This is a genomic window from Endozoicomonas euniceicola, assembly GCF_025562755.1.
GTDB lineage: Bacteria > Pseudomonadota > Gammaproteobacteria > Pseudomonadales > Endozoicomonadaceae > Endozoicomonas_A > Endozoicomonas_A euniceicola.
Genome location: NZ_CP103300.1, coordinates 2,384,153 through 2,408,985 on the forward strand (window position 1 = coordinate 2,384,153; position 24,833 = coordinate 2,408,985).

A 24,833-nucleotide genomic window follows, 5' to 3' on the forward strand; every position below is an offset into this window, starting at 1 on the left:
GCCTGCATCATCCACCTTCAGGAATAGCCCTGAAATAACTTCTCAATTTCATTTCAGGGCGCTCTTTCACGCTGAGGCACTGGTTATGAAGGTGGGTAGAGTTGGCTGGACATTCCTCCTCTACTGAAACTTATTTATTACTTTCAGGTCAGAATAATAATTACCAGTTTAAAAAGGAGTAGGGACTGGTGGACGTAACAGTTAACAGTGAAAACAACAATTTTTCGGTCAGTCCGCCCAAAGAGCATGAACCGTCCCGGAAGGCACCAGAGAAGGTTATCAGTGCCCATATGCCTGCTGCCAGGCTGACAATTACGCCAGATACCCCTAAACCCCCGCTACCTCCAAAAAACAGGTCGGTGAGCCTGCCTGAATCCTCGTTTCCCGGGCCTGCCCGATCCTTTGACTTTCGCTTTGTTGACGGTGACAACGAAGTTCGCAGCCTCCTTCATTCGCTGAACGGTGAAGAAACAGGTCATACAGTCCTTATTTCTCATCCCGATGATCTCTCAGAGAATAATCTGCTGAACCGCCTGAGCATCTCAGTGGACGGTCGTCACCAGCTTCTACCGGGAAAACTGTTTGAGAATGACGAGCCATTAACTCTGGTGATTGATATCCGTTCTGTCTCCTGTGAAGACCTGCCAAAGTTTAATGACTTACTGGATCCTGATAATCCCTGCCTGTATGACAAAGCCAGCCAGACGAAGCGCCCCCCGGAACGGCATGTGGCTCTTGTGGTGTTGGCTGACCGTAAGCAGCTGACGTCAGTGGGGGAAAGTGACGAGGTGCCAGGCGCTGATTTCTGGCGGCGGGTTAATCGACCTGGTAATACCTGGCAGTTTGACCCGCAGGGCAGCGATGAAACCCGGATGGATGTTGATAAAGCTTCGACAGTCCCCCCTGCCACTGAAGACGTCATGAATGACGATGATACCCTGGTCATTAACTGCCATTTCCACAGTCACTGGCGGCAGTTGCTGTTTGGTGGCCCCGGAGTGGATCAGCAGGGGCGAATCCGGCACATTCCCGGAAAGCTTGAGCAATTGAAGAACGGGCAACGGGTGGTTCTGAAAGGAGCCGACTGGAATAACCTCCCGTTTGAACAGGCGATTCGCCAGTTGGTGGCGCAAAAGCATTATGAAAGCAACGGCCTTCCCTGTGCGTTGCCGGACAATATTGAGTTTTTTCAGACGCCGGTACAGGGAGAGGAACTGCGGACTCTGTTCAACACCATGGTCATAGCGAATGCAGCCGCCCCGGTGCCGTCAGGGAAACAAAAACCAATCATTATTAACCAGGCCACCATGACGGGATGGTTGAACCCCATTGGCATTACCGGGGAAGGCCGGGTTGCCCCTAACACCAGCCTGGTGGATCAGATCCGGGCCGGTGGCGTGGTGACAGTCACTTCTCCCCTCAGTGAGGCGCGCTGGTTCCAGCTGCTGGGCGCCCTTCAGAATATCCGCGAGACGACAGGCTTACAGCCGCAGCTTCAGGTCACTCATGCACAGGGACAACCGGAGTCACTTGGGCTGGGAGTCGTCGGTGGTTCCAGCCACATTATCGGCGATAATACCCCCTTTACCGCTGTCACTTATCAACAAAGTGCTCTGGCCGTTCGCTGGCTTAAAGATCAGAAGCCCGCCCCCCTGGTGATTCAGGTCAATGAACAGACCAGCCTCAGCCAGCTGTTTGACAATATCCATATCGCCTCGGAAAAAAAGGCGCGTTTTGGTCATCGCCAGAGTGGCCTGCAAGCCGCTTTGCTTGCTGGCAAACCCGTTGTATTTCGAGGTCTGGAGAGTAACCCAACCTTACAGCAACTGCTGGAACCTCTGGTTTGTGGGCAGCCACTGCTGGTTAACGGCAGGTTGCAGGCCTACCCGAAAGCCGACATCACCTTGCTCTGGCCTGAAGACGCACAAAGCCCATCCCGGTTATGGCATTCGGTGATCACAAGTGGTGAGCGATGTCCTGAGGCTGATATCTGGGCGCTCAGTTCATCACGTCATAATTTGCCCCGTTCCCAGCTGCCTGAGCAGGCCATTAAGCAACTCTATGAAGCCTTTAAAACCATCCCTGCTGACCGTTGCTGTCAGCCACTGCCTGAAATGACGGAAGGATTGCTGAACAACCTGATACGGGCTGTCCGACGGGCACAACAGGTTGACCAGGCTTTGCAACCTGGACCTCGCCACTGGCGCAAGGCCATTAACAGTGTGTTAACCCACGGCACCCGGGAGAACCCATCGGTACGTGATTTTATGAAAGTGGTCTGCGAACAGTTATTGCCGGACGCAGGCCAAACCCACTGGGTTGACCCGGACCGCCTGAATGCCGTGATCAACAGCGCCCCCCGGCAGCTTGATAGAGAGTTTGTACGGCAGAATGTATGGCAACTGGCCAGAGCCTTTGGCCCGGGTCTGTTATTGCCCGATGGGAATCAAAATAAAAATACAGTTTCGTATTCGTCTTTCGGGAAGGCGAAATGCCTGGACAGGCTCTGTGCCCTGATTGTTGCCCATGTCCCTCAGGAGCAGCGACAGGCAGTGGCTTGTCAACTGGGGGTTGACCCCATTGAGGCAAAACAGCATGAACCGCTAACCATCAGGTCAGCAAGCCGGGTTAAACGTCTGGAAGATGCCTTGGCTTCCGGCTGGCAGTTACGTGAGAAGGATACCCGGACACGGTCAGAGATTATTCACGCCCTGGCAGCGGAATGCTTTGGCATCAGCAGCGGGGTCACTGACAATGAAGAGACCGAATGCATCAGGCGCATCACTGCACGACTGGATCAATCGCTTGCGTGGCAGGGGAGTACCGAGGCTCCCCTCCCGTCCCTGGCGAGTGATCTCTATCATGGCTCCATGAACCAGAAGGATCGTGAAAGTCGTCGTTTATCCCGACTGGGTGAGCGGCTTTCGGATTCCCCGGTCATCTTCCTGCAGGGAGAAACCGGAACCGGGAAAAGTTATTTTTCAGCCAAAGTGGCCAGGGACAAAGGATGGGGCCGGGTGGTTTCCCTCGGACCATCCGACAGCGAACAGACCCTGATGAAAAGCTGGCAATGGCGGGAGTGTCCCGAAGATGGCGACCGGTACATGGAGTCGCAAAACCGGGTGCTGATGGAGTGGGCAACGGCTCAACCCGCCGCTGACGGAGACTATGTCACCCTGGTGCTGGATGAGGCCAACCTGGCCCAGACCGGATTACTGGCCTCATTGAAAGGTTTGTGGGAACCGGAACCCTGTATTTACGTGAACGGCCATCCTGTTAAAGTCAGCCCGCAACACCGTGTGATTCTCACGGGTAACCCGGATCACTACGCCGGACGCCAGTTGGACCCGGCTCTCGAAGCGCTCCTGCCGAAGGCTTACTACCCATCACTAAACCAGGCTTTTTTGAGGGACCGGGTGGTCGAGCCTGCCCTGGCCAGACAGCTACAGCGTCATATTCCGGAACAGCAGGCAGAAGCTATTGCCCGCCTTGCCACCGGGAGTGTGATGGCGCTATGGCAATATTATCCGGAGCTGTTGCCGGAGCATGAGTTTACCCCCAGGGACCTGACGGATATCTGCGGCTGGGTGGGTTGGTACCTGGACCGGGCGTTATCCGATACTGCGGCCGGAGGCCCTGTCACCAGCGAGCAGATGAACGGGCTGATCCTGCAGAGCTTCCGGGATGTATTGAACCCGGAAATTTCCGGAGCCAGGCAAGGGGCTGAAACCGCCCTGGAATCCTGGTTTTCTGCCCGCTACCCGGTAGACTCTACCCTGAGTGACCGGGTGCATAACCAGGCCCTGACCAATATTCGACAGACATTTATAAAGGTTACCGGGCAGGCAAAACCAGAGTTTGATACTTCCGGGTCGGCGGTCAGTGAGCTGGTGCGACAGCTTGGCCAGGATTTGAGTCGTTGCCAGCAGGCTTATCATCGCGACCGTAAGCATGGTGGCCGACAGGCTACCCTGGTTGAAGGTCCTGCCGGGCGTGGCAAGGATGTCACCCTGAATCTGTTGATCAACAGTTTCAGGCGGCAAGTTGAAGAACAGAAACAGACCATGCCGCCAGTGCACCACCTGAACGGCTGCGATTGCTCCTGGGATACGTTACGCAACGCCATCCGGCAGGCGAAAGTCCATGGCGGTATCGTCGTGGTTTCAGAAATGAACCTGATTGACAGCCAGCACCTGGAAGGGGAGCTGAATGATATTCTGGCCGGGGATGCCCACCCCGGCTTCCATCTGTTTGCGACCACCAACCCGCCTGAATACAGTGGCAGAAAACCGTTGTCACCGGCCCTGAAAGGACGGTTCCGGTACCTGCCCATTCGTCAATACAGCCCGGCTGAACTCCAGGCTATTGCAGAAAGCGTGCTGCCGGAGACGGCGGAAGGGAAATCCGCAGCCGAATGCCTGACGCGGTGGCACTGTCGACTGAGGGCTTGTTTACAGGGAAAAAACCGGCCACTGCAGCCCTCCAGCCTTGACTTGCAGAATGTGGCCAGGGCTGTCGTCAAAAGCGGGGACTTCACCGAAACCGCACTGGGTCAATGCATCCGTCAACACTATCGGCTTTACCTGATGGCAGCAGAAACCTCGTTAGAGCAACTGCCGGAACTGGCAGGTACGGAACCCGGAAAAGTGGAGGTTGATCGTGACCTTTGCGATTGGCTCAACCAGACGGTAACAGACCTTGACCGCCCCTGGTCGATACAGCGCAGTGATTGCAACGACATTAATACCGAACGCCATAAGATTCGTATTAAGGCCAGTCTGAGTGACTCAGAAGCGAGAACGGAAGCCATCAAAATGCTGGCTCAGGCTCAATGGCAGGCATCGGGCCTTTCTCTTAAGCCGAATGATACGGATGATAGGTTGGTTCAGGCTATTTATCGGAACTGGCAGCAATACTGGTTTGACCAGAGGTTTGGTCGGACGGGGGTACGAGCAAATACTGTTTTTGCCCTGACGAAGGAACAACAGCTGGTTCTGGAAATGCCTGAAAACACACCTTACCTGGAGGCGGCAGACCGGAAGCTAAGGGAGGGGGATTTTAATAAAACGCATTTGTGGCCGGCCTATTGGAGGGAAATACACAAAGTCACTTTAACTCCGCTCCGCCGGGGTGAAGCGAATGAAGGGGCTGGTGCGGAAGCAATACCGATCACCTTTATGGATAGGAAAACCGACTATGACTGCCAGAAAATGCCTGAGTTATCAGCCAGAAGGATTTTTAACAATGGTATAGATCCTCGTATGTATCGTCTGGAAGTCCTTGATATAAGGATGGACTGTCATGGAAACCTTGGGAAGGTTCCTTTTGTCAAAGGAGAATACGGTCTTGAAACGGTGATTCCATATGAACTTCCTGAGGGAGAAGTAGCTCTGGACACAGGACAGAGCCTTGGTGCGGTAGAGCTCCGTAAAGCAAAAGAATGGCAGCGTTTACCGGGCTTACATTCTAATGAAAAGATTCCCGCTTTAAGAGTCACGCCAGCTATACCCTATAGACTGAGAAAAGATCGTCTGACTGGCCAGCACTGGATATGCTTTCCGGATGCCATTGATGGGCAGCCATTCAGGGTTGACTACCTTGTAGAAAATAGAGAGGTGCCCCAACCCCACTCAATGCTTTCGCCCTGCGATACGTCAGCAGTTAGTACGCGAACAGACTGCACTATTCCCGAGTCAATGAAGTCAGAGCTGTATGATTTCTTTAGCAACTTTGAAACATCGGATATACCGCCGATGCAAAAAAAACTGATTCGGAGGATTAAGTCGGCAAGAACTCAGGAAAATCGTATTGCGGCAATAACAGAGTATTGCAGTGACTTTAAGGGGGACAGCAGGCCTGAAAGTGATGAAAATTTATTCGGTTTTCTGCTACGGAAAAGGCAGGGAAGCTGTCGACACCGAGCGTTCGTATTTGTGGCTATCTGCCGCTATTTTGGCATTCCTTCTCGTCTTGTAGATAGTGAAATTCACGTATATTCAGAGTATTCACTGAACGGTGGTGTTGGTTGGGAATCAATGGATCTCGGCGGAGCTCCGGCACATGTCAGGCAGATCGGGACTAAATTTCAGCCTTCTGATAAGAGCAAAAGCGGTTCCAGTACTGAGACAAGGAGGATCGCGGAACTCCTTAAAGGTGCAGACCCGAAACAGCTCCAGAGTCTGGCCAAAGCTTGTGATCTGAGTCTTGAGGAGCTGCACAAAGCCCTTGAGGCAGGCCGCGCATTGCCAGAGACCTGCGAATTGGTTCAAAAACTGTGGAAACAGAAAGATTTAACCGGTTTGTCTCTGGGGGGGTCTCTGCTGGAGGCCAGGACAGAGCTGAGCCCTGAAGAGAAGCAGCTTATCGGTACTGTGGATAAAGGAAAATATGAACTGCTGTTTGAGGCGGTTAAAGAGATATTGTCCAACAGTGATGAAGACCAGGTGACCGTGGAACTCAGAAAGTTACACTCAAGAATGGTTATCCAAGGTAAAGAATCTTCTCTCGAATGGCTAAGTACAATAATGAATGTACTGAATGGTGTCGAGCTTACCCGCCCTTCCGTCATTCATTTTGCCAATGAAGCATTGCAGGCGGGCTGGTTAGATCCATTACCGGATGTTTACAATTATTCTGATAAAGCACTTGAGCAACATAATCTGTTGGTACGCCTGCAAAGTGTCGATGAACTGAGAACTCAGGCCGACAGCTGTTTGCAAAAATGGTATCGAACATTATTGTCCCCGGAAAATAACAGTCAGCACTGGCAGCGGTTTTACCAAGAGCAAAAGCAAAAGCAACGTGGTGATCATTTTATCGTGACCCATAACCATGGAGGTAAGTCTTCATTCCTTGAAACCAGGATCACCAGCTCGTCGTTGCAGAACTCTTGGACGGACCAGCCTGAGAGCATTCCAAACGTCGAGCGAATGCTGGTACGACAACCCGCATTTCCCCGGTTTATCTCAGGTAAGGCCAGTCATCGTCCGGTGATTATCGCGGGCTGTCTTAATTGGAGAGACACAAAATTTAATAAAAAATATGAAGAGCTGTTTCAGGAAAAAGTCAGGAATAGTCCAGAGTTAAAGCGACTGGAGGAAAAAAATAAAAACAGTAAGTTGACACCCGAGGAAAAAAAGATTTTTGACGGCTCAAAAAAGCAATGCCGTGATGCGCTTAAGCAAGCCTTTAGTCATTACCTCTATCAAATGACACATGCGAAGGGAAGTCGTTTAACTTGTTGCTGGTCCATTCTAACTCCTGATACAGGTTCCGATGAGCCTTATTCTTTTTATGGTACCCATGAGCCATCCTCTCCTGAAGAGCTGTATAACTTGCTGTCGAATTTGATTTATATTAGAGATGGTCTTAAAGCTACTTACCTACGGCAGGCACACAATGCCAGTAATGCGCTGGTGCTTAATTCTGAAGAGTTAATAACCATTGCAGAGGAGTTCCTGAATACTGTGGATCTGGATTCATTTGACCTCCGGTGACAGTGATTTTGGTGACTGCTCCCCACCCTATCGGGTGAGGCTTCTGATTTCTTAGGCAGCAACCGACAATCTGCCGGATTTACGCAAGCCTCCATCAGCAGAAACGGACAGTCCTTCCGCCTTTAATTTCAATATGCCTTGCTTCTTGATATTGCGAGCTGCATTAATATCCCGGTCATGGATAGCACCACAGCTACACTCCCATGATCGGATTCTCAATGGCATTTTTTCCTGTTTCAAATCGCAGACTGAGCAAGTTTTAGAGGATGCAAACCACTGGTCTATCTTCACCAGATGTTTACCTTCCTGCTTTGCCTTGTATTCGAGTTTGGTTATCAGTGAGTGCCAGCCAGCATCAGCAATAGAACGAGCAAGACGCTTGTTCTTGAGCATGTTTTTAACTTTCAGTGTCTCCACAATCACCGCTTGGTTTTCGTCGATGAGTTGTTTTGATAGCTTATGCTGAAAATCATTACGGGCAAAGGCTACACGCTCATGCGCCTTTGCCACCAATAAACGGGCTTTGTGCCTACCTTTTGAGCCTTTCTTGCAGCGAGATAGAGCCTGTTGTTTTCTTTTCAGGTTACGTTGTGCTTTTTTCAGAAAGCGAGGATTGCCAGTCTTATGGCCGGTACTGGTGATAGCCAGATCAGTAATCCCCATATCAACACCGACAACCTGATTAGCTTCAAGATTATCAATCTGTTTTGGTTGTTCCTGGGTATCATCAGCCAATATGGAGGCAAAATACTTGCCGGTTAGCGTTCTGCTCAGGGTGACAGACTTCACCTTACCCACTATTTCACGATGCACTTTAGCCCTTATGGGCTTGCACTTGGGGATTTTTATCCCGTTATCGCCCACAGAGACAGACGTACAATGGTAGCTACTTTGCTTGCCATGCTTTTTCTTGAAGCGAGGAAATCTTGCCTGCAATTTGGGATTGAAAAAGTTTTGAAAGGCCGTATCCAGATTGATAGCGGCCTGTTGCAGTGCAATAGAGTCAGCGTTTTTCAGCCATGAGTACTTTCGGCTTTTCTTGGCTTTTGCCAGCAAGGGCTTCAGGTGTTTTTTGGGAGAAAGGCTCTGCCCACGAACCTTGTAATAATGAACCTTAATAGCCAGGGCCTTGTTCCATACGAACCGCACAGCATCAAACTGACGGTCGAGAAATTCCGCCTGCTCTGATGTTGGATAGATTCGTACTTTGGTGGCTCTCAGCATGGAACGTTATTTCAGTGCTCATTAATATAAAGTTTATATTACAGGTATTTGAAAGAGGTTTTCAAGTGAGCGCACACAATAAAGATTTGCTTAAAGGGTATCTTCGCAAACGACATAGCGTTACCAAGCTGGTTGTTCATTTGGTGTTCACGACAAAGTACAGACGAAAGCTTTTTGATGGCTATATGATCAAGCAGTTACGGGAGTCGTTCGAGAGTGCATGTGAAAAACTGGAATGCCAGTTACTTGAAATGGATGGCGAAAAAGATCACGTACCCCTGTTGGTGGCCTACCCACCAAAACTGGCTATCAGTGTCATGGTAAATAATCTCAAATCAACATCATCAAGACGGTTGCGAATGCTGAATACCCACCTTACTGCTCAGAGCAAAGCAGGCTTAATGTGGTCAAGGTCTTACTTTGCTTGCAGTGCTGGCGGTGCAACTATCGAGACTCTGAAGGACTACGTTAATAGCCAGAGTACGTAACTTTTCTACAAACCGCTTCAAAATTAGCAATTAAGACACCGCTTTTCCCTATTGTTGCCTCCAATTGTTATACCTTTGGCGGATCATGATTGCGCATTTCACAAAGCCGCTCCTCACTCATTAACCAGGGCAGATAAGGAGTGAGATCATTAGGTGGCTTCCTGCCATTTATGGCACAAGCCTCAAGATAGGCACCCAGCCAGATTTTTGGATTAATATCCCAAAGCTTTAGCGTCATAAAAACGCTGAATAGAAAAGCGGCTATATCAGCACTCCATACGCTGCCAGAGCCGTAGTAATTCTTCCTGCCAACGACACCTGTGCGCAGTGCTTGCTCTGCAGCGTTGTTATCCATGGGGATACCGGGATCAGTGACAAAGCGGGTCAATCCTTCCCAGTGATTCTGTAGACTTTCGAGCACTTTTTTCGCTCTGACTCGCAGTTTAGGACGATTAAGTTCCTGAACCCTCTGGATTGCCATCTGCTCTACCTGATGTTCAAGCCGTAACTGCTGTGTTGCTAGCTGCTCTGGTTCATCAAGCACTTCAAGTCGCTGACTATTAAGATGATATAAACGACCAATCCTGTTCACCCAGGTGGCGCTCCATTTCTCCAACTCCGGATCACCTCGTTGAGCGTCAATAAAATCCCGCCTGACGTGAGCCCAGCAGAAAGCTAAATTAATAGACACCGCATCATTCGCAAGCTTTTTGTACGCTGAGTATCGGTCACACACCAGCGTTCCAGCCCCGTCACCAATGATCGACTCTGGTACGACAGCCGCACGGGTGTCAGCAATGCTGAAATAAACCGCCTGATCACAGAGAAATACCCAAAGCCAATGTTTGTGAGAACCTGTGGTCTCATGTGCCCAGCTGATCCACCGGGTTTCATCAGCATGCCACTGATCGCTACTGGCGACGAATTCCCGAGTAGCTTCGGCAACCGGCTCAAAAAAGGGCGTTATAGCTTCCAGGCCAAAGGAGATGGTCGCCTGCGACAGTTCCAGTCCCTGAGTCTTATAAGACTCAAGTTGCCTGTTTATGGGGATGCCGTATGCGTACTTATTCAGCAACAGCTCCACCCAGACAGAAATACCAAGCTTTCCTTTGTTGATGAGTCTTGGTGGAGGTGGTGGAGTAGTAATATTGGGCGTTTCAGGGCACTGGCAAGTTTTTTGGTAATGCCTTCGGTGATAACGACGAACGTGAGCCTTAACTTCAACTTCAATTACGTCGCAGCTGTCGTCATTGAAAAAAGACTTGAATGGCCGGTGACAGACTGTACAACACTGTTTGTCCACTGGTAAGTCTACAGACTCATGAACCACTGGCAGGTTGTTGTGAAGATGGCGACCAGAGCCGGGGACTCCGGGCTGGTGACCTCGTTTTCGATTTGAAGGTGGCCGGGTAGTATTGCCACTTTTCTTTGAAGAAGAACTGGTCTTCTCTGATTTACGACCGAAAAGCAAGTGCTTCATGTGTGCCAGTTCTGATTTCAGATCAGCGACCTGGGTGTTCAACCCAGCCATTTCGGCTTTATGCTGAGCGATAAGAGAGGCATTTTTAGCCAATACTTTTTTCTCTCGGCCACAGGCCGCCTTCCACATGGCATGCCAGAGGTTGGCCTGCTGTTTTAGCTGGATGTGTTCCTGCTTGGTGAGGATGACCTGCGAGGTAGCAAAGGGGGCAGGCAGTAATGCAGGTGTTGTGCCTGATCCTGAAACATGAGCATTTTGCATACTCTAAAAGTAGACGACTTTGAGCTTATGTTTAGTGGTTTGTAGAAAAGTTACGTTTATGGAACTGAATCATCCTGAACGCCTTGAGCCCCATATCCTGCTTGGGATTGCCAACGAACGTTTGCGTCATAACTGCAACAACCTCCAGCAACTGTCCGATGACCTGGATGTTCCAGTTAAGCAGCTGGTACGGTTGATGAGACAGATTCATTATCACTATCAGATTCAAAATAACCAGTTTACCCACGATTGACGAACGGCTGCATTCAGCTGAACCTGAAAACCTATATCAAAATTAATTGATATAGGTTTTTTGCACTGCTAGACTCCTTAACACTCTTCGGAAAATACGCAGACAGGTTATACCTATGAGCGCCATTCTTGAAACACAGACAGCTTCTACCGACTATCGCGTGGCTGATATCAGCCTGGCAGACTGGGGACGACGTGAAATTCAAATCGCTGAAGGTGAAATGCCTGCATTGATGACGATTCGCAGTAAGTATCGTGATCAGCAGCCACTGAAAGGCGCCCGCATCATGGGTTGTATTCACATGACCATTCAGACCGCCGTATTGATTGAAACACTGGTGGAACTGGGCGCTGAGGTTCGCTGGTCATCCTGCAATATTTTCTCGACACAAGATCATGCCGCTGCTGCGGTTGCCGCCGCTGGTGTTCCTGTCTTTGCCTGGAAAGGCGAAACCGAAGAAGAGTTCTGGTGGTGTATTGAACAAACCATTCTTAATCAGGATGGGACACCCTGGGACTCCAACATGATTCTGGATGACGGCGGTGACCTGACCCTGTTGATGCACGATAAATTTCCTGAGTTGCTGGATAACATTCATGGTATTTCTGAGGAAACCACCACTGGTGTTCACCGCCTGCTGGAAATGCTGGAGAAAGGCACCCTTAAAGTGCCTGCAATCAACGTGAACGATGCGGTTACCAAAAGCAAAAACGATAACAAGTACGGATGCCGTCACTCTCTTAACGATGCCATCAAACGAGGTACAGACCACCTGCTGGCCGGTAAGAAAGCCCTGGTCATTGGTTACGGCGATGTGGGCAAAGGGTCTGCTGCTTCCCTGCGTCAGGAAGGCATGATTGTTAAAGTCAGCGAGGTTGACCCAATCTGTGCCATGCAGGCCTGCATGGACGGTTTCGAGGTGGTGTCGCCGTACATCAATGGCGAAAACGACGGCACTGAAAACAGCATTAACAAAGAACTTCTGGCGACAACGGATCTGCTGGTCACCACCACCGGCAACGTACACGTGTGCGACCGCAATATGCTGAAAACCCTGAAGAGCAGCTGTGTGGTTTGTAACATTGGGCACTTTGATACCGAAATTGATACCGCCTTTATGCGTGAACACTGGGAGTGGGAGGAGGTTAAACCTCAGGTGCATAAAATATGGCGCAATAAAGACGACAACGATCATTTGATTCTGCTGTCAGAAGGGCGACTCGTGAATCTTGGTAATGCTACCGGACATCCATCGCGCATTATGGACGGTTCCTTTGCCAACCAGGTGCTGGCTCAGATTCACCTTTATGCAGCGGGTTTTGCCAGCCTGCCTGCTGAAGAAAAGGCGGCTAACCTTTACGTCAGCCTGCTGCCCAAGAAGCTGGATGAAGAAGTGGCCAGTTACATGGTTGAAGGTTTTGGTGGCGTTGTTACGCAACTGACGCAGGAACAGGCGGATTATATTAACGTGCCGGTTGAAGGTCCGTTTAAGGGTGATGACTACAAATACTGAGTCGTCCACCTGCCATGGATGGTGGGTTATGCAAGCATGATGGCCGCTGACTGTAAGTCGTGGCTCACGGTCAATAACAAAAGCATACAGCCGTAAAGAATATGACAATGACAACAAGCACGCTGCCAATCAGTTTTGAGTTCTTTCCTGCCAAGACCGCAGAGGGGGCTAAAAAACTCGAAATCACTGCCAGCCAGCTGGCAGAGAACAAGCCGGAATTCTTTTCGGTGACTTACGGTGCCGGTGGCTCAACCCGGGATCGTACCCTTGAAACGGTTACGGGATTAAGTCAGGTGACGGGAGTCAGTACGGCACCGCATCTCTCCTGTGTTGGTGATACCCGGCAAGAACTGAGAGCATTACTGAAGCAGTACCTGCAACTGGGTATTAATCGACTTGTTGCTCTTCGTGGTGACCTGCCTTCCGGTATGGGAGGTTTTCACGGTGAACTTCAGTATGCTAACGAGCTGGTCAGCTTTATTCGTGAAGAGACCGGTGACCACTTTACTCTTGAAGTCGCCGCTTACCCTGAGTCACACCCTCAGGCACAGAGCTTTGAGAAGGACTTGTTGAACTTTAAACGTAAAGTCAACGCCGGGGCCAATTCGGCGATTACCCAGTATTTCTTTAATGCGGAAGCCTATTTCCATTTCCGCGACCGCGCCACTGCTCTGGGGATCGAAATCCCCATTGTTCCCGGCATTATGCCCATTACCAACTACACAAGGCTGGCCCGGTTCTCAGATGCCTGTGGCGCTGAAATTCCCCGCTGGATTCGCAAGCAGCTGGAGGCTTATGGTGACGATGTGCAGAGCATCAGGCAGTTTGGCGAAGAAGTTGTTACCAAACTGTGCGAACGACTGATCGCAGATGGTGTACCGGGATTACACTTTTATACCCTGAACCAGGCTCCTGCCGTACAGAGGATTTGCTGGAACCTTGAGCTTTAAGAGGGTTAAATCGGATTCCGTACACTGATTGTAACTTTTCTACAAACCACTAAACATAAGCTCAAAGTCGTCTACTTTTAGAGTATGCAAAATGCTCATGTTTCAGGATCAGGCACAACACCTGCATTACTGCCTGCCCCCTTTGCTACCTCGCAGGTCATCCTCACCAAGCAGGAACACATCCAGCTAAAACAGCAGGCCAAACTCTGGCATGCCATGTGGAAGGCGGCCTGTGGCCGAGAGAAAAAAGTATTGGCTAAAAATGCCTCTCTTATCGCTCAGCATAAAGCCGAAATGGCTGGGTTGAACACCCAGGTCGCTGATCTGAAATCAGAACTGGCACACATGAAGCACTTGCTTTTCGGTCGTAAATCAGAGAAGACCAGTTCTTCTTCAAAGAAAAGTGGCAATACTACCCGGCCACCTTCAAATCGAAAACGAGGTCACCAGCCCGGAGTCCCCGGCTCTGGTCGCCATCTTCACAACAACCTGCCAGTGGTTCATGAGTCTGTAGACTTACCAGTGGACAAACAGTGTTGTACAGTCTGTCACCGGCCATTCAAGTCTTTTTTCAATGACGACAGCTGCGACGTAATTGAAGTTGAAGTTAAGGCTCACGTTCGTCGTTATCACCGAAGGCATTACCAAAAAACTTGCCAGTGCCCTGAAACGCCCAATATTACTACTCCACCACCTCCACCAAGACTCATCAACAAAGGAAAGCTTGGTATTTCTGTCTGGGTGGAGCTGTTGCTGAATAAGTACGCATACGGCATCCCCATAAACAGGCAACTTGAGTCTTATAAGACTCAGGGACTGGAACTGTCGCAGGCGACCATCTCCTTTGGCCTGGAAGCTATAACGCCCTTTTTTGAGCCGGTTGCCGAAGCTACTCGGGAATTCGTCGCCAGTAGCGATCAGTGGCATGCTGATGAAACCCGGTGGATCAGCTGGGCACATGAGACCACAGGTTCTCACAAACATTGGCTTTGGGTATTTCTCTGTGATCAGGCGGTTTATTTCAGCATTGCTGACACCCGTGCGGCTGTCGTACCAGAGTCGATCATTGGTGACGGGGCTGGAACGCTGGTGTGTGACCGATACTCAGCGTACAAAAAGCTTGCGAATGATGCGGTGTCATTAATTTAGCTTTCTGCTGGGCTCACGTCAGGCGGGATTTTATTGACGCTCAACGAGGTGATCCGGAGTTGGAGAAATGGAGCGCCACCTGGGTGAACAGGATTGGTCGTTTATATCATCTTAATAGTCAGCGACTTGAAGTGCTTGATGAACCAGAGCAGCTAGCAACACAGCAGTTACGGCTTGAACATCAGGTAGAGCAGATGGCAATCCAGAGGGTTCAGGAACTTAATCGTCCTAAACTGCGAGTCAGAGCGAAAAAAGTGCTCGAAAGTCTACAGAATCACTGGGAAGGATTGACCCGCTTTGTCACTGATCCCGGTATCCCCATGGATAACAACGCTGCAGAGCAAGCACTGCGCACAGGTGTCGTTGGCAGGAAGAATTACTACGGCTCTGGCAGCGTATGGAGTGCTGATATAGCCGCTTTTCTATTCAGCGTTTTTATGACGCTAAAGCTTTGGGATATTAATCCAAAAATCTGGCTGGGTGCCTATCTTGAGGCTTGTGCCATAAATGGCAGGAAGCCACCTAATGATCTCACTCCTTATCTGCCCTGGTTAATGAGTGAGGAGCGGCTTTGTGAAATGCGCAATCATGATCCGCCAAAGGTATAACAATTGGAGGCAACAATAGGGAAAAGCGGTGTCTTAATTGCTAATTTTGAAGCGGTTTGTAGAAAAGTTACATGAGCACTCTTAAAACCTCTTTAACCCATTGATAGTACTGATTTTTCTATCCCAGCAAGATTCTGGTACTGGTGCCTTGACGAGTGGTTCTCGAACCTGCTGAGGGAGGTTAGGCTCATTTCATATGGGAGAAGGCTGGAGCTTTGATTATGCCTTTTTAGTGACTATATTTTTATTAGCACTGTTTCATTGCCTCCTTTCTGGTTAGGCTTAAGTTACGTCCCTATAAATATGAGAATCAAGTAACCTTATGAAAGCGTTAATTATTACTGCTGAAGGGATTGAGCAGCAATATGTCACTCAGCAATTAATGGCTGCTTTGGGTGATCAGGTATGTGGCATTGTTGTTGAACAACACAAAAAGAAACGAAGTGTTCTTGCGTCATTGAAGCATGGAATGAAACGTTATAATCCATTGGTGTTTTGTGAAAGAATCGTCACCAAGTCACTGCGTTCATTGATTCGGATAGATCATAAGCAGTTAGCAATTTTAAAGCGTTATCTTGGTTCAATAAATAAGGAAGATTATATTCCAACCGACTTGCCGGTTTGTACTCCGTATTCGGCAAATAGTACAGAAAGTATTGCTTTTATTAAAGAGTGCGCTCCCGATTATATTTTTGTTTATGGTACCGGCATTATTAAACAACAGGTCATCAGTTTAGCAAAATCATCAATACTGAACTTACATACTGGAATTTCACCCTATTATCGCGGTTGCTCATGTGCATTCTGGCCTTTATATAACAGAGAACCCCACATGGTAGGAGCGACAGTCCACCAATGCTCTCTGGAAGTAGATGGGGGCGATATCTATGGTCGAGCCAGCGTAAAAATCACTGCGCAGGATGATCATCACACGGCGTTCGCAAAGTCAGTAAAAGTTGGGGCCGGGTTATACGCTGCGGTGGCAAAAAAATTACTTCAGGGTGAAGCCGTCAAGACCATCAGGCAAGATATGAGTATCGGTAAAGAGTATCAGTTTAAACACCGAACGATATTGCATGATATAAAATTACTCGCTTATATTTTCCGTGGCGGGCTGCAAAAGACACTCCGGGGAATAGAACATAAACCACTACCTTTTAATGACTTCAATATCAGTGAGGAATAGAGCAGTGTTAAATCGATCTATCATTTTTGCTACTGATTTATTTGGCACAATACTATGTAAATCGGATTTTAATTCTCATGTACGAAAACACAATGATATACGAAACGTGTTTTATCATGGCATTGGTATGAAATCAGCGCCATGTATGACCTATTTGAATGATGAGATTTCAGAGCAGGCATTTACACGTCAGTTGGATTATTTAACTCGTCATTACACGGTCTTATCATTGCAGGAAGCAATAAAGCTTATTGAAAATAATGAGCTACCTCAGGGCAAGCCTGTCTGTACAATATCTTTCGATGATGGCCTGAAATCTGTTTACACAAAAGCATTCCCCATACTCAAACAAATTGGGATTTTATTTGATGTATTTCTCAATACAGCCGTAGTCGATAACAATCAGCTTTTATGGCTACACGAACTGAATTATTTGCTAAGCAATTTTGGGGAAGTTGAAACATCCAAAGCATTTAACAAATATGTTGAAAACAACATAGAAAAAGTACCTTCAAATGCCAGAGGTATCGAAATATGGTGTCGTCAGCATTATGAGTACCTATATGAAAATAAACTTCTGGCCACTCTTTTCAGACATTTCAATTTAAATGCGACAGCCATTGCACAAGAGCAGCAAATGTATCTTACCTGGCAACAAGTCGATGAAATGAGTCAGTATGGTGCGGGCTTTTATTCACACACTCACCAACATCATCCTTTAAATGCTTTTTCAGGAACCGAACACGCCGAACGGGAAATTACGCTGGCACGGGACATCATGATGCAACACGGCAAAAGTGGCGACTTCGTCAGTTTTCCATTTGGCATGGAAGTCGATTATGGGAAGGCGAATATTCATAATGCCCTGCAAGCGGGTCATAAATATGCCGTTGAAGTGGGGGATGGTATAAATTCCAGAGAAAGAATTTTGGAGCAGCAGGTCGTGTCCCGTGTTGAACTGGGTAATGTCTCCGGTGATGATGGTCATTTATATTCTGCGATAGAACTGCGACCTGTGATAAAAAGTCGGTTAAAAGCAATCAAAGCCTGGCTACGGTAATTGGCGGTCTTTGTGCGTAATCCGTTGTTCATTATGCTCACTATTACTTTTCTGCTCAGTTATAATTCAGCCTGTTCTTGAATTAACCACTGTCATACGAATGCGTAATCCCCGAATTTATTTTCCTCAACCCATGAATGCTGGCGCAATGGTTGAGTTAACCGACAGCGCGGCCAATCACGTCGGTAAAGTCCTGCGAATGAAACCCCGGGAACCCCTGATATTGTTTAATGGAGAAGGTTCTGCCTACCAGGGCAGGATTGAGTCCGTCAGCAAAAAAAGCGTGATGGTGCTGCTTGAGCGTCAAATTGAAAAAACGGTTGAGTCGCCGCTGTCGATTCATCTCGGTCAGAGCCTGAGTCGTGGTGAGCGCATGGATTATGCGATTCAGAAGGCGACAGAGGTAGGCGTTACAGAAATAACACCGCTGTTCAGTGAGCGCTGCGAAGTCAAACTGAACCAGGAGCGAATGGAAAAACGTTTACGACACTGGCAACAGGTAGCCATCAGTGCCTGTGAACAATGCGGCAGAAACCGTGTGCCTGTGATACATCCGGCCATTTATGTGGATGAATGGATGGCACAGCAGACTTCGGATTTGAAATTTGTGCTGCATCACCGCACGGAACGCAGGCTGGAAGGGTATGACCAGCCTGCATCGGTTTCCCTTCTGATTGGTCCTGAAGGCGGACTGACGGCGGATGAAATAGAGCGTGCGGAGCAACAGGGGTTCAATGCGCTGGCCCTGGGACCAAGGGTATTACGCACTGAAACTGCACCGGTATCAGCCATTACGCTGATGCAGTATCTGTGGGGAGATGTTCGGGGAGAGCAGAGTGCGTAAGCATCTTAAGTTTTTCATCGACTAGCTCAAGATCAGGAATGCAGGCGGGTAGCTGGTTAACAATGACCTGCGCCTTTTCTGCAACGCCAGCCTCTGCTTCGGCCGTTTGAATGTCGGAAAACAGCAATTCAAGCGACTGAGGCAGCCCCTGTATAACCATCCCATAGAACGGAGTTTCTGAGCCTTCTGACAGGCTATTGAAAATAGCCAGTTTGGCGCTGGCTGAAAATTCAGCACACCGTCGCTGGTTCAGGCGCTCAAAAACAATCAGGGGAATTTGTTGCCCGCGCCAGACGATATCCCCCGGATACCAGTCTTCAGAATGGCTTTTACCAGTGGGTCGGGTGTAGTCGATGATGTCCACCACACAAACAGCAGGCACCAGTAATGGCTTTTGTTGCATGGGAATCAGCAGCGACGAAAGGGTTCTGGTATTCATCAGAGTGTAAACCTCTTATTCATATCAGGCGTCCGACGATGAGCATAATATTCGCTGACTCTGAACTGGCGAATCAGTACCGCAGGGTCGATAACAATCACAACCCGACCATCACCCAGGATCGTGGCACCCTTCACTCCAGACAAGGTGGCAAACTGAGGGCCAGGAGTTTTGCTGACAATGTCCCTTCTGCCAATCAGCTCATCCACATGCAGGGCGTATTTCTGTCCACCCCGATCAAGCAGAACCATGTGACAAGAGGCTTCCTGAATCTCTGGTGCCGTATTACCGGTCAGTTGTCCCAGAGATAGCACCTGATACTGATCCCCTGCGAGCTCAAGAGGCAGTGGGTTCTGAAAGCAGCTTGCCAGAGTGTTTGCTGCAATGGTGGTGACGCCAGCAATAGATTGCAGAGGTAAGGCGTACAGGCTGTCACCGGCCTGTACCACCAGGACGCGGTGCATTGACAGGGTAAAGGGCAGCCTGAGTCTGAAGCAGCAGCCTTTACCGCGGGTGCTTTCAATTTGCGTACTGCCGCCCATCTGCCTTATTTCGGCGTTGACCCTGTCCAGTCCAACACCATGGGCTGAGGTGTCAGTGGTAGTGAAACCAGGCTCAAGAATCAATTGAATCAGGTCGGAATCAGGTAGCTGGTCATTGGGTGCGATCAAGTGCATTTCTACAGCTTTTGTCTGAATGGCATCGACATCAATACCCTCTCCATCGTCGTGTAACTCCAGAACAATCTCTGTACCTTCTCTTTTAACCACCAGTTCCAGCTGTCCGGTTTCGGATTTTCCTGTGGCCCTGCGATCATCAGCGTCTTCAATGCCGTGACTGATTGCGTTGCGGATCAGATACTCAAGCGGTGAAAGAATCCGATCCAGCATGGTACGGTCCATGTTACCTTCTGCATTTTGAACGTTCAGTTTTACAGGTTTTCCCAGCTCATCAGAAACTCTGGCTGTTATTTGCTTTAGCTTTGGCAGCAGGCAGGAAAACGACACCATTCGTGCTTGTAGCAATTTGTCCTGAAGCTGAATTTGTGTTCCGGACTGTTGCATAAGAAGGGTACCGGCTTCACTGCTCTTCTTTGCAATCACCAGACGAAGGTCAGCAAGAACTGAGGCTGATTCCATCAGAGAGCGTGATAGTTGTGACTGGGTTCCCATATCCAGCTGTTCCGTGACCCGGATGATAGTGGTTTCCACTTTATCCAGAGTATGACGAATGTCTGTGACTTCCTGTTCGATACGAGCGTGGTTAATGCTGGAATCATCGAAGAGGTCGATAAGCTGTTCAAATAACTCCGCTGAAACCTGAACCCTCTCCCGGTTCTGTTTCAGCTGCCGGGATACGGGTGTGTACTCTATATCATCGGACTGTGGTTCCCCGGCAAATGGCTGAGCGAGATAATCCGGCAGATGATGGGCTTCATCTGTCGTCAGCAATTCAGGTTCCGCAGTCAGGGAGGTTACCCCTCCGTCATCCCTGCGAAGGCAGGGATCCACTGCCGCGGTAGATTCCTGCCTTTTCGGGAATGACGGTATATTCTGTTGTGCCTGCCATTCATTCAGTTTCTGCAGGTATATTAAAGTGTCCGGAACCGGCTGATCAGCCTTAATGGCTTGCAGCATCTGATCAATACGATCGTGGGTAGCCTGCATTAAGCCCAAAGGGACATCAGCAGTCCATTTTTCATTGGTGAACTGGCGGGATGCAATTAACTGGTAAACGCCTTCCAGAGCATGGCTGAGGTCTGCCAGATCGTGCTGCTCAGATATTCGCGCACCGTCTTTTAATGAATGAAGCAGACGCTGGATTTCTTTAACAGGTTCTGGATTGGATGTTTCCTTAACCCAGTCTTCCAGAGCCTGGTGGGCATCTTCACTTATCTCAAAGGCTTCATCGAGGAACAGGTCCAGCAGTTCTATTTCTTCAACTTCAATTTCGTGCTGAACCTGGCTGGCAGCTGGTGTTTGTACTGGCTGATCATCGATAACTTCTCCAAACTGCACAGAAATACCATTATCGTCGTCTTCTTCAGGCGCATCGGGGTGTTCTGGCGCTGAATACTGCTCCCCGATGGCCAGGGCATCTGCCATTTCCATGCAGACCAGCACATCGGGAGTCAGAAGCTGATTGTCATGGATGTAATCGTCCAGTAACGCCGGGAGCATATCGTTGGCGCGGGCAACCAGATTCACCATGTCCGGAGTAAAGGTCGTAGTACCCTCAATCAGGCGATTAAGCATATTTTCAATCGACCAGGCCAGCTCACCAATGATATTGGCTTCAACCATACGCCCACTACCTTTCAGGGTATGAAAGGCACGTCGTATATCCGCCAGTATATCAAGCTGCCTGTCTGTCGATGATTGCCAGCGGGGGATAAGGCTGGTCAGTTGTTTCTGAACGTCACTTGCCTCTTCCCTGAATACCTCCAACAGGTCTTTATCAATCGGACCTGTCTTTCCTTCTGGCGAGGTTTCGGGCGTCGTTTTGGCCGTAGTGTCGGATAAGTCAGACGGAGATTCAGCTTGCTCCGCCAAAGGCTCATCAGTCTGGAAAACAGCGTTTGATGAACGTTCGGGTACAGCTGTATCAGGTTCAATTTCAACTAATGTAAGGGAAGCTGGCAGAGGTGTGGATTCAGCCGGTTTGCCGCTGGCAAAATGCTGAAGAACCGTCTCCAGTTTTAACAGCCCGGTTGCGATGGTGATGAGTGCCGTTTCCGCGTTACTGTTTTGTGCGCTGTGTCCAGTTTCAATAACACTGTGTAGTTGTTGTTTATAATGCAGAACCTGTTGTCCCTGCTCTTCCAGCCCAAGCATTATCAGAGTGTCGCTTACCTGCTGAATAATCGGGAGCTGGTTCTGGAGGGGCAGTGGGTCTGGCTCAGTAGCCATGAGATAGAGATTTAAGGCGTCTTTGATGCCTGCCAGCTCACTGCTCAAAGCCTCTATTGCAGCCTCTTTGCCAGCAGTGGCATTGTCTTCACTGTTATTCAAAGCGTCATGAAGTTTATAGCGAGCTTTTATGGCGCTGCCAAAACTGCCGTCACCCTCAGACTGGGACTGGGCAATAAAATACAGCAAACCCCTGAATAGCCGGTCGTCGGGTGTTGTATTAATAAACGATGGCCCTTTGACCACAAAAGCCCGAAGCTGCAAGTCTACGGAGCGCAACAGGTTGGTGACAGGCAGGCTTTGCTTAATACTGCCGTTCTGTAAACCTTCAACCAGGGCAATACAGGCTTCCCATAATGGACTCAGGGGAGCATCCCAGCACAGATTCTGTAGCTTGGCGAAGATGCGAGCCATAAACTGTAGCTGTTGCTCTCTGTGCTGCTCACGCAGATAAGCAGCCAGTACAACCTGATATTTCTGTCGTATTTTAGGCAGCAGGCTGGTGATGTCGGACTGTTCCAGCTTCTGAATCTGCTCATCACTGAGAGGAGGTGGAAAGTCGGGTATCTGTGGATGGAAAAAGGCCGCTTTGGATAATGCGTCGGTACCGCCCGGGCTGTCTCCGGCATGGTTCCCGGCATCGTGCCTATCAAGATGGTTATTATCGGCATAGCCCTGTTGATCTGCCATGAACGGCTCCGTTAAAAGCAACCCTGTTTTTCAGCGTATCGTTGTCAACGCATCGTTTTCAGCACTTTATGACTCAAGTTATGACTCAAGTTATGACTCAAGTTATGACTCAAGTTATGACTCAAGTTGTGACTCAAGCGGTCGCGCTGAACTCATCGTCATCAATGTCCGGATTGATTTCAGTGCCAGCGGACTCTCCTATAAAGGCTTCAGCGGGGGAATCCGAACCTGAGTCCGGGAGCCGGAAGCCGGAAACGGACTGGCGCATTTCTACCGCCATTTCTGTCAGAGTCCCTACAGAATCAGCAGTTGCGGTGTTTCCGGAAGCGGTCTGGTTTGTGATGTCGCTTATCGTTAACATGCGCTGGGAAATCTGTGCGGCAGATTCTGTCTGGTTTCTTGCTGTGGCAGAGATATCTCTGACCAGCCTTGCCAGATTACCAGACACCTGTTCAATTTCTGCCAGTGCTATACCTGCGTCTTCTGCCAGCTGAGCACCGTTGACTACCTGAGAAGTGGTCTGTTCCATGGACGCAACGGCTTCGTGGGTATCGTTCTGAATAGCGGTTACCAGCGTTTCTACCTGCCGGGTTGCGCCGGACACCCGTTCAGCCAGACGTTGCACTTCGTCTGCCACGGCTGCAAAGCCCCGGCCTGCTTCACCCGCCATGGAGGCCTGAATGGCAGCGTTAAGGGACAGGATATTCGTCTGGTCAGCAATGTCGTTAATCAGTGAGATAATGTCGCTGATTTCACGGGAAGACTCACCCAGTCGTTTAATCCGACGGGAAGTGTCCTCAATCTGATCCCGGATAATGTTCATACCGCTGATGGTGTTACGAATAACCTGTGTCCCGTTGGTTGCGATATCTGCAGAGCGGCTCGCCACTTCGGCAGATTGTGCCGCGTCCCGTGATACCAGACGCATGGACTCGGACATAGCATTAACCGATTGTGTGGTAATGCTGATTTCCCGGGCCTGGTTTTCAGCAGCCTGTGCCATCTCGTTAGCAGTGCTCTGGGTTTTCCGGGCTGAGCTGTCCACCTCAACCGCAGACTGGTGAATGGTTTTGACCAGGGCACGAAGCTGCTCAATGGAGAAGTTGACAGAGTCTGCAATAGGGCCGGTAAAGTCTTCTGTAACGGTGGCTGAAACCGTCAGGTCTCCTTCTGCAAGGTCTTCCATTTCATTCATCAGGCGCATGATGGCTTTCTGGTTGGCTTCATTCTGAGCCCGGGTTTCAGCCAGTCGCCGTTGTGCGGCGCGGTTAATGCTTATGGCCACCAGCACCAGTGCAATAAAGGCCAGTACTCCAATAACAATCACGAAGGTTTCATTAACAAAGCGGGACCGGGCTGTTGCCTCAAAGGTGTCCTGGAGGATGGAAGTCTGTTGCAGCAATTGCTGGGCATCGGTGAAAATCATGCTGGACGCTGCACGCACCTGAAACAGTTCTGGTGAGATGACCAGTATTTCGTCCACGCTGCTTTCTACGAAACTGAACAGATCGGCAATTTCTGCGAGCCTGTCCAGGGCTTCATCATCGGTGACCTGGTTGATGCGCATGGCCTGGTTGCCATACAGCATACCTTCAAGAACCCGACCAAACAATTTGGTGTCACGGCCAAAGGTATCGGCGGCTATAATCGCATTTTCGCCCCCGCGCAGAATTCTGGAAACGTTGGCTACAATTCTTTCAGCCAGCCACGACTGGCGTTGTGCCAGGGCAACCTGGTCTGTCGGGGTGCCGTTTTCCAGCAGAATATCAATGACTTCATCGTATTCCACCTGTAGTTGTGGAATGGTGTCACTGAGAGTACCTGCCATATCGTGCAGATTCAGAACCGTTTCTTCGGCAGCCAGAATGTTGTCTGCTTCAGCTCTCAGTTCTGTCCATGAAGCTTCAATGGATTTAAGCTGGCTCAGGGCGGAGATATCACCGGGCTGCATATAGGGTGAGACGGTCACATCAGAGTTGTATAGAGAACTAAACGTTTCATCGAACTCATTGCGGGCTTCCCTCAGCAGGGTAAAGGCTTCTTCCTTGCCCCCGGCTGCCTCGGATGAGTTGGTGGAAATTCTCTGTGACAGTACCCGCAACTCACCAGAGCTGGAAATCAGTTGCTGGCTGAGGCGGTTTTCCTGGTTGATGTAAACCAATGCTGTCAGCATAACCACAAGCGATAGAATTAACAGCGAGATAGCCCCGGCTGTTGCGCGATAGCCTGATCTACTTTGGGCACTGTCTGCATTGATGCCTTTCATTATTATTATTCCCGATT

The 24,833-nt window shown here is 49.5% G+C and carries 15 protein-coding genes; 10 read left to right on the top strand and 5 right to left on the bottom strand.

Annotated features, from left to right (window positions below; genetic code table 11):
• Positions 1-188: 188 nt before the first annotated feature.
• Positions 189-7,496, top strand: a complete 7,308-nt coding sequence (locus NX720_RS09115) for an AAA family ATPase (protein WP_262600818.1) — start codon at positions 189-191, stop codon at positions 7,494-7,496.
• A 51-nt stretch (positions 7,497-7,547) separates the two neighbouring features.
• Here NX720_RS09115 and NX720_RS09120 read toward each other — a convergent pair whose 3' ends face one another.
• Positions 7,548-8,720, bottom strand: coding sequence for an RNA-guided endonuclease InsQ/TnpB family protein (locus NX720_RS09120; RefSeq protein WP_262600819.1), 1,173 nt, complete (start codon positions 8,718-8,720; stop codon positions 7,548-7,550).
• A gap of 65 nt (positions 8,721-8,785) precedes the next feature.
• Between NX720_RS09120 and tnpA the strand changes: the two genes are divergently transcribed.
• Positions 8,786-9,208 (top strand): IS200/IS605 family transposase, encoded by a 423-nt coding sequence (gene tnpA, locus NX720_RS09125; RefSeq protein WP_262600820.1) that lies wholly within the window; start codon positions 8,786-8,788, stop codon positions 9,206-9,208.
• Positions 9,209-9,275: 67 nt separating this feature from the next.
• Here tnpA and tnpC read toward each other — a convergent pair whose 3' ends face one another.
• Positions 9,276-10,949: an IS66 family transposase gene (tnpC, locus tag NX720_RS09130; protein ID WP_262595730.1), complete on the bottom strand. Its 1,674-nt coding sequence runs from the start codon at positions 10,947-10,949 to the stop codon at positions 9,276-9,278.
• A 58-nt stretch (positions 10,950-11,007) separates the two neighbouring features.
• Between tnpC and NX720_RS09135 the strand changes: the two genes are divergently transcribed.
• The 8 genes from NX720_RS09135 to NX720_RS09170 all read left to right on the top strand — a co-directional run bounded on the left by NX720_RS09135 (position 11,008) and on the right by NX720_RS09170 (position 18,512).
• Positions 11,008-11,202: a DUF4250 domain-containing protein gene (locus NX720_RS09135; protein ID WP_262600821.1), complete on the top strand. Its 195-nt coding sequence runs from the start codon at positions 11,008-11,010 to the stop codon at positions 11,200-11,202.
• Positions 11,203-11,317: 115 nt separating this feature from the next.
• Entirely contained in the window at positions 11,318-12,715 is a 1,398-nt protein-coding gene (gene ahcY / locus NX720_RS09140) for an adenosylhomocysteinase (RefSeq protein WP_262600822.1), read from the top strand.
• A 101-nt stretch (positions 12,716-12,816) separates the two neighbouring features.
• On the top strand, positions 12,817-13,665 hold the full coding sequence (metF, locus tag NX720_RS09145) for a methylenetetrahydrofolate reductase [NAD(P)H] (RefSeq protein ID WP_404831059.1): 849 nt from the start codon (positions 12,817-12,819) through the stop codon (positions 13,663-13,665).
• Between the two features lie 84 nt (positions 13,666-13,749).
• Positions 13,750-14,814 carry an IS66 family transposase gene (locus NX720_RS09150; protein WP_262597540.1) on the top strand — a complete coding sequence of 355 codons (1,065 nt, stop codon included), beginning with the start codon at positions 13,750-13,752 and terminating at the stop codon, positions 14,812-14,814.
• A gap of 32 nt (positions 14,815-14,846) precedes the next feature.
• Positions 14,847-15,422 (top strand): IS66 family transposase, encoded by a 576-nt coding sequence (locus tag NX720_RS09155; protein WP_262601557.1) that lies wholly within the window; start codon positions 14,847-14,849, stop codon positions 15,420-15,422.
• 322 nt (positions 15,423-15,744) lie between these two features.
• Positions 15,745-16,608, top strand: a complete 864-nt coding sequence (locus NX720_RS09160) for a formyl transferase (protein WP_262600824.1) — start codon at positions 15,745-15,747, stop codon at positions 16,606-16,608.
• Between the two features lie 127 nt (positions 16,609-16,735).
• Positions 16,736-17,668, top strand: a complete 933-nt coding sequence (locus NX720_RS09165; protein ID WP_262600825.1) for a polysaccharide deacetylase family protein — start codon at positions 16,736-16,738, stop codon at positions 17,666-17,668.
• A gap of 100 nt (positions 17,669-17,768) precedes the next feature.
• Positions 17,769-18,512: a 16S rRNA (uracil(1498)-N(3))-methyltransferase gene (locus NX720_RS09170; protein WP_262600826.1), complete on the top strand. Its 744-nt coding sequence runs from the start codon at positions 17,769-17,771 to the stop codon at positions 18,510-18,512.
• On the opposite strand, the gene NX720_RS09175 is transcribed toward NX720_RS09170, so the two are convergent.
• From NX720_RS09175 to NX720_RS09185, 3 genes are all read right to left on the bottom strand, one after another.
• On the bottom strand, positions 18,460-18,951 hold the full coding sequence (locus NX720_RS09175) for a chemotaxis protein CheW (protein ID WP_262600827.1): 492 nt from the start codon (positions 18,949-18,951) through the stop codon (positions 18,460-18,462). The two genes, NX720_RS09170 and NX720_RS09175, sit on opposite strands and share 53 nt — an antisense overlap.
• Entirely contained in the window at positions 18,951-22,550 is a 3,600-nt protein-coding gene (locus NX720_RS09180) for a chemotaxis protein CheA (RefSeq protein ID WP_262600828.1), read from the bottom strand. Before NX720_RS09180 ends, NX720_RS09175 begins: the two co-directional genes overlap by 1 nt.
• 133 nt (positions 22,551-22,683) lie before the next feature.
• On the bottom strand, positions 22,684-24,816 hold the full coding sequence (locus NX720_RS09185; RefSeq protein ID WP_404831060.1) for a methyl-accepting chemotaxis protein: 2,133 nt from the start codon (positions 24,814-24,816) through the stop codon (positions 22,684-22,686).
• Positions 24,817-24,833: the final 17 nt, after the last annotated feature.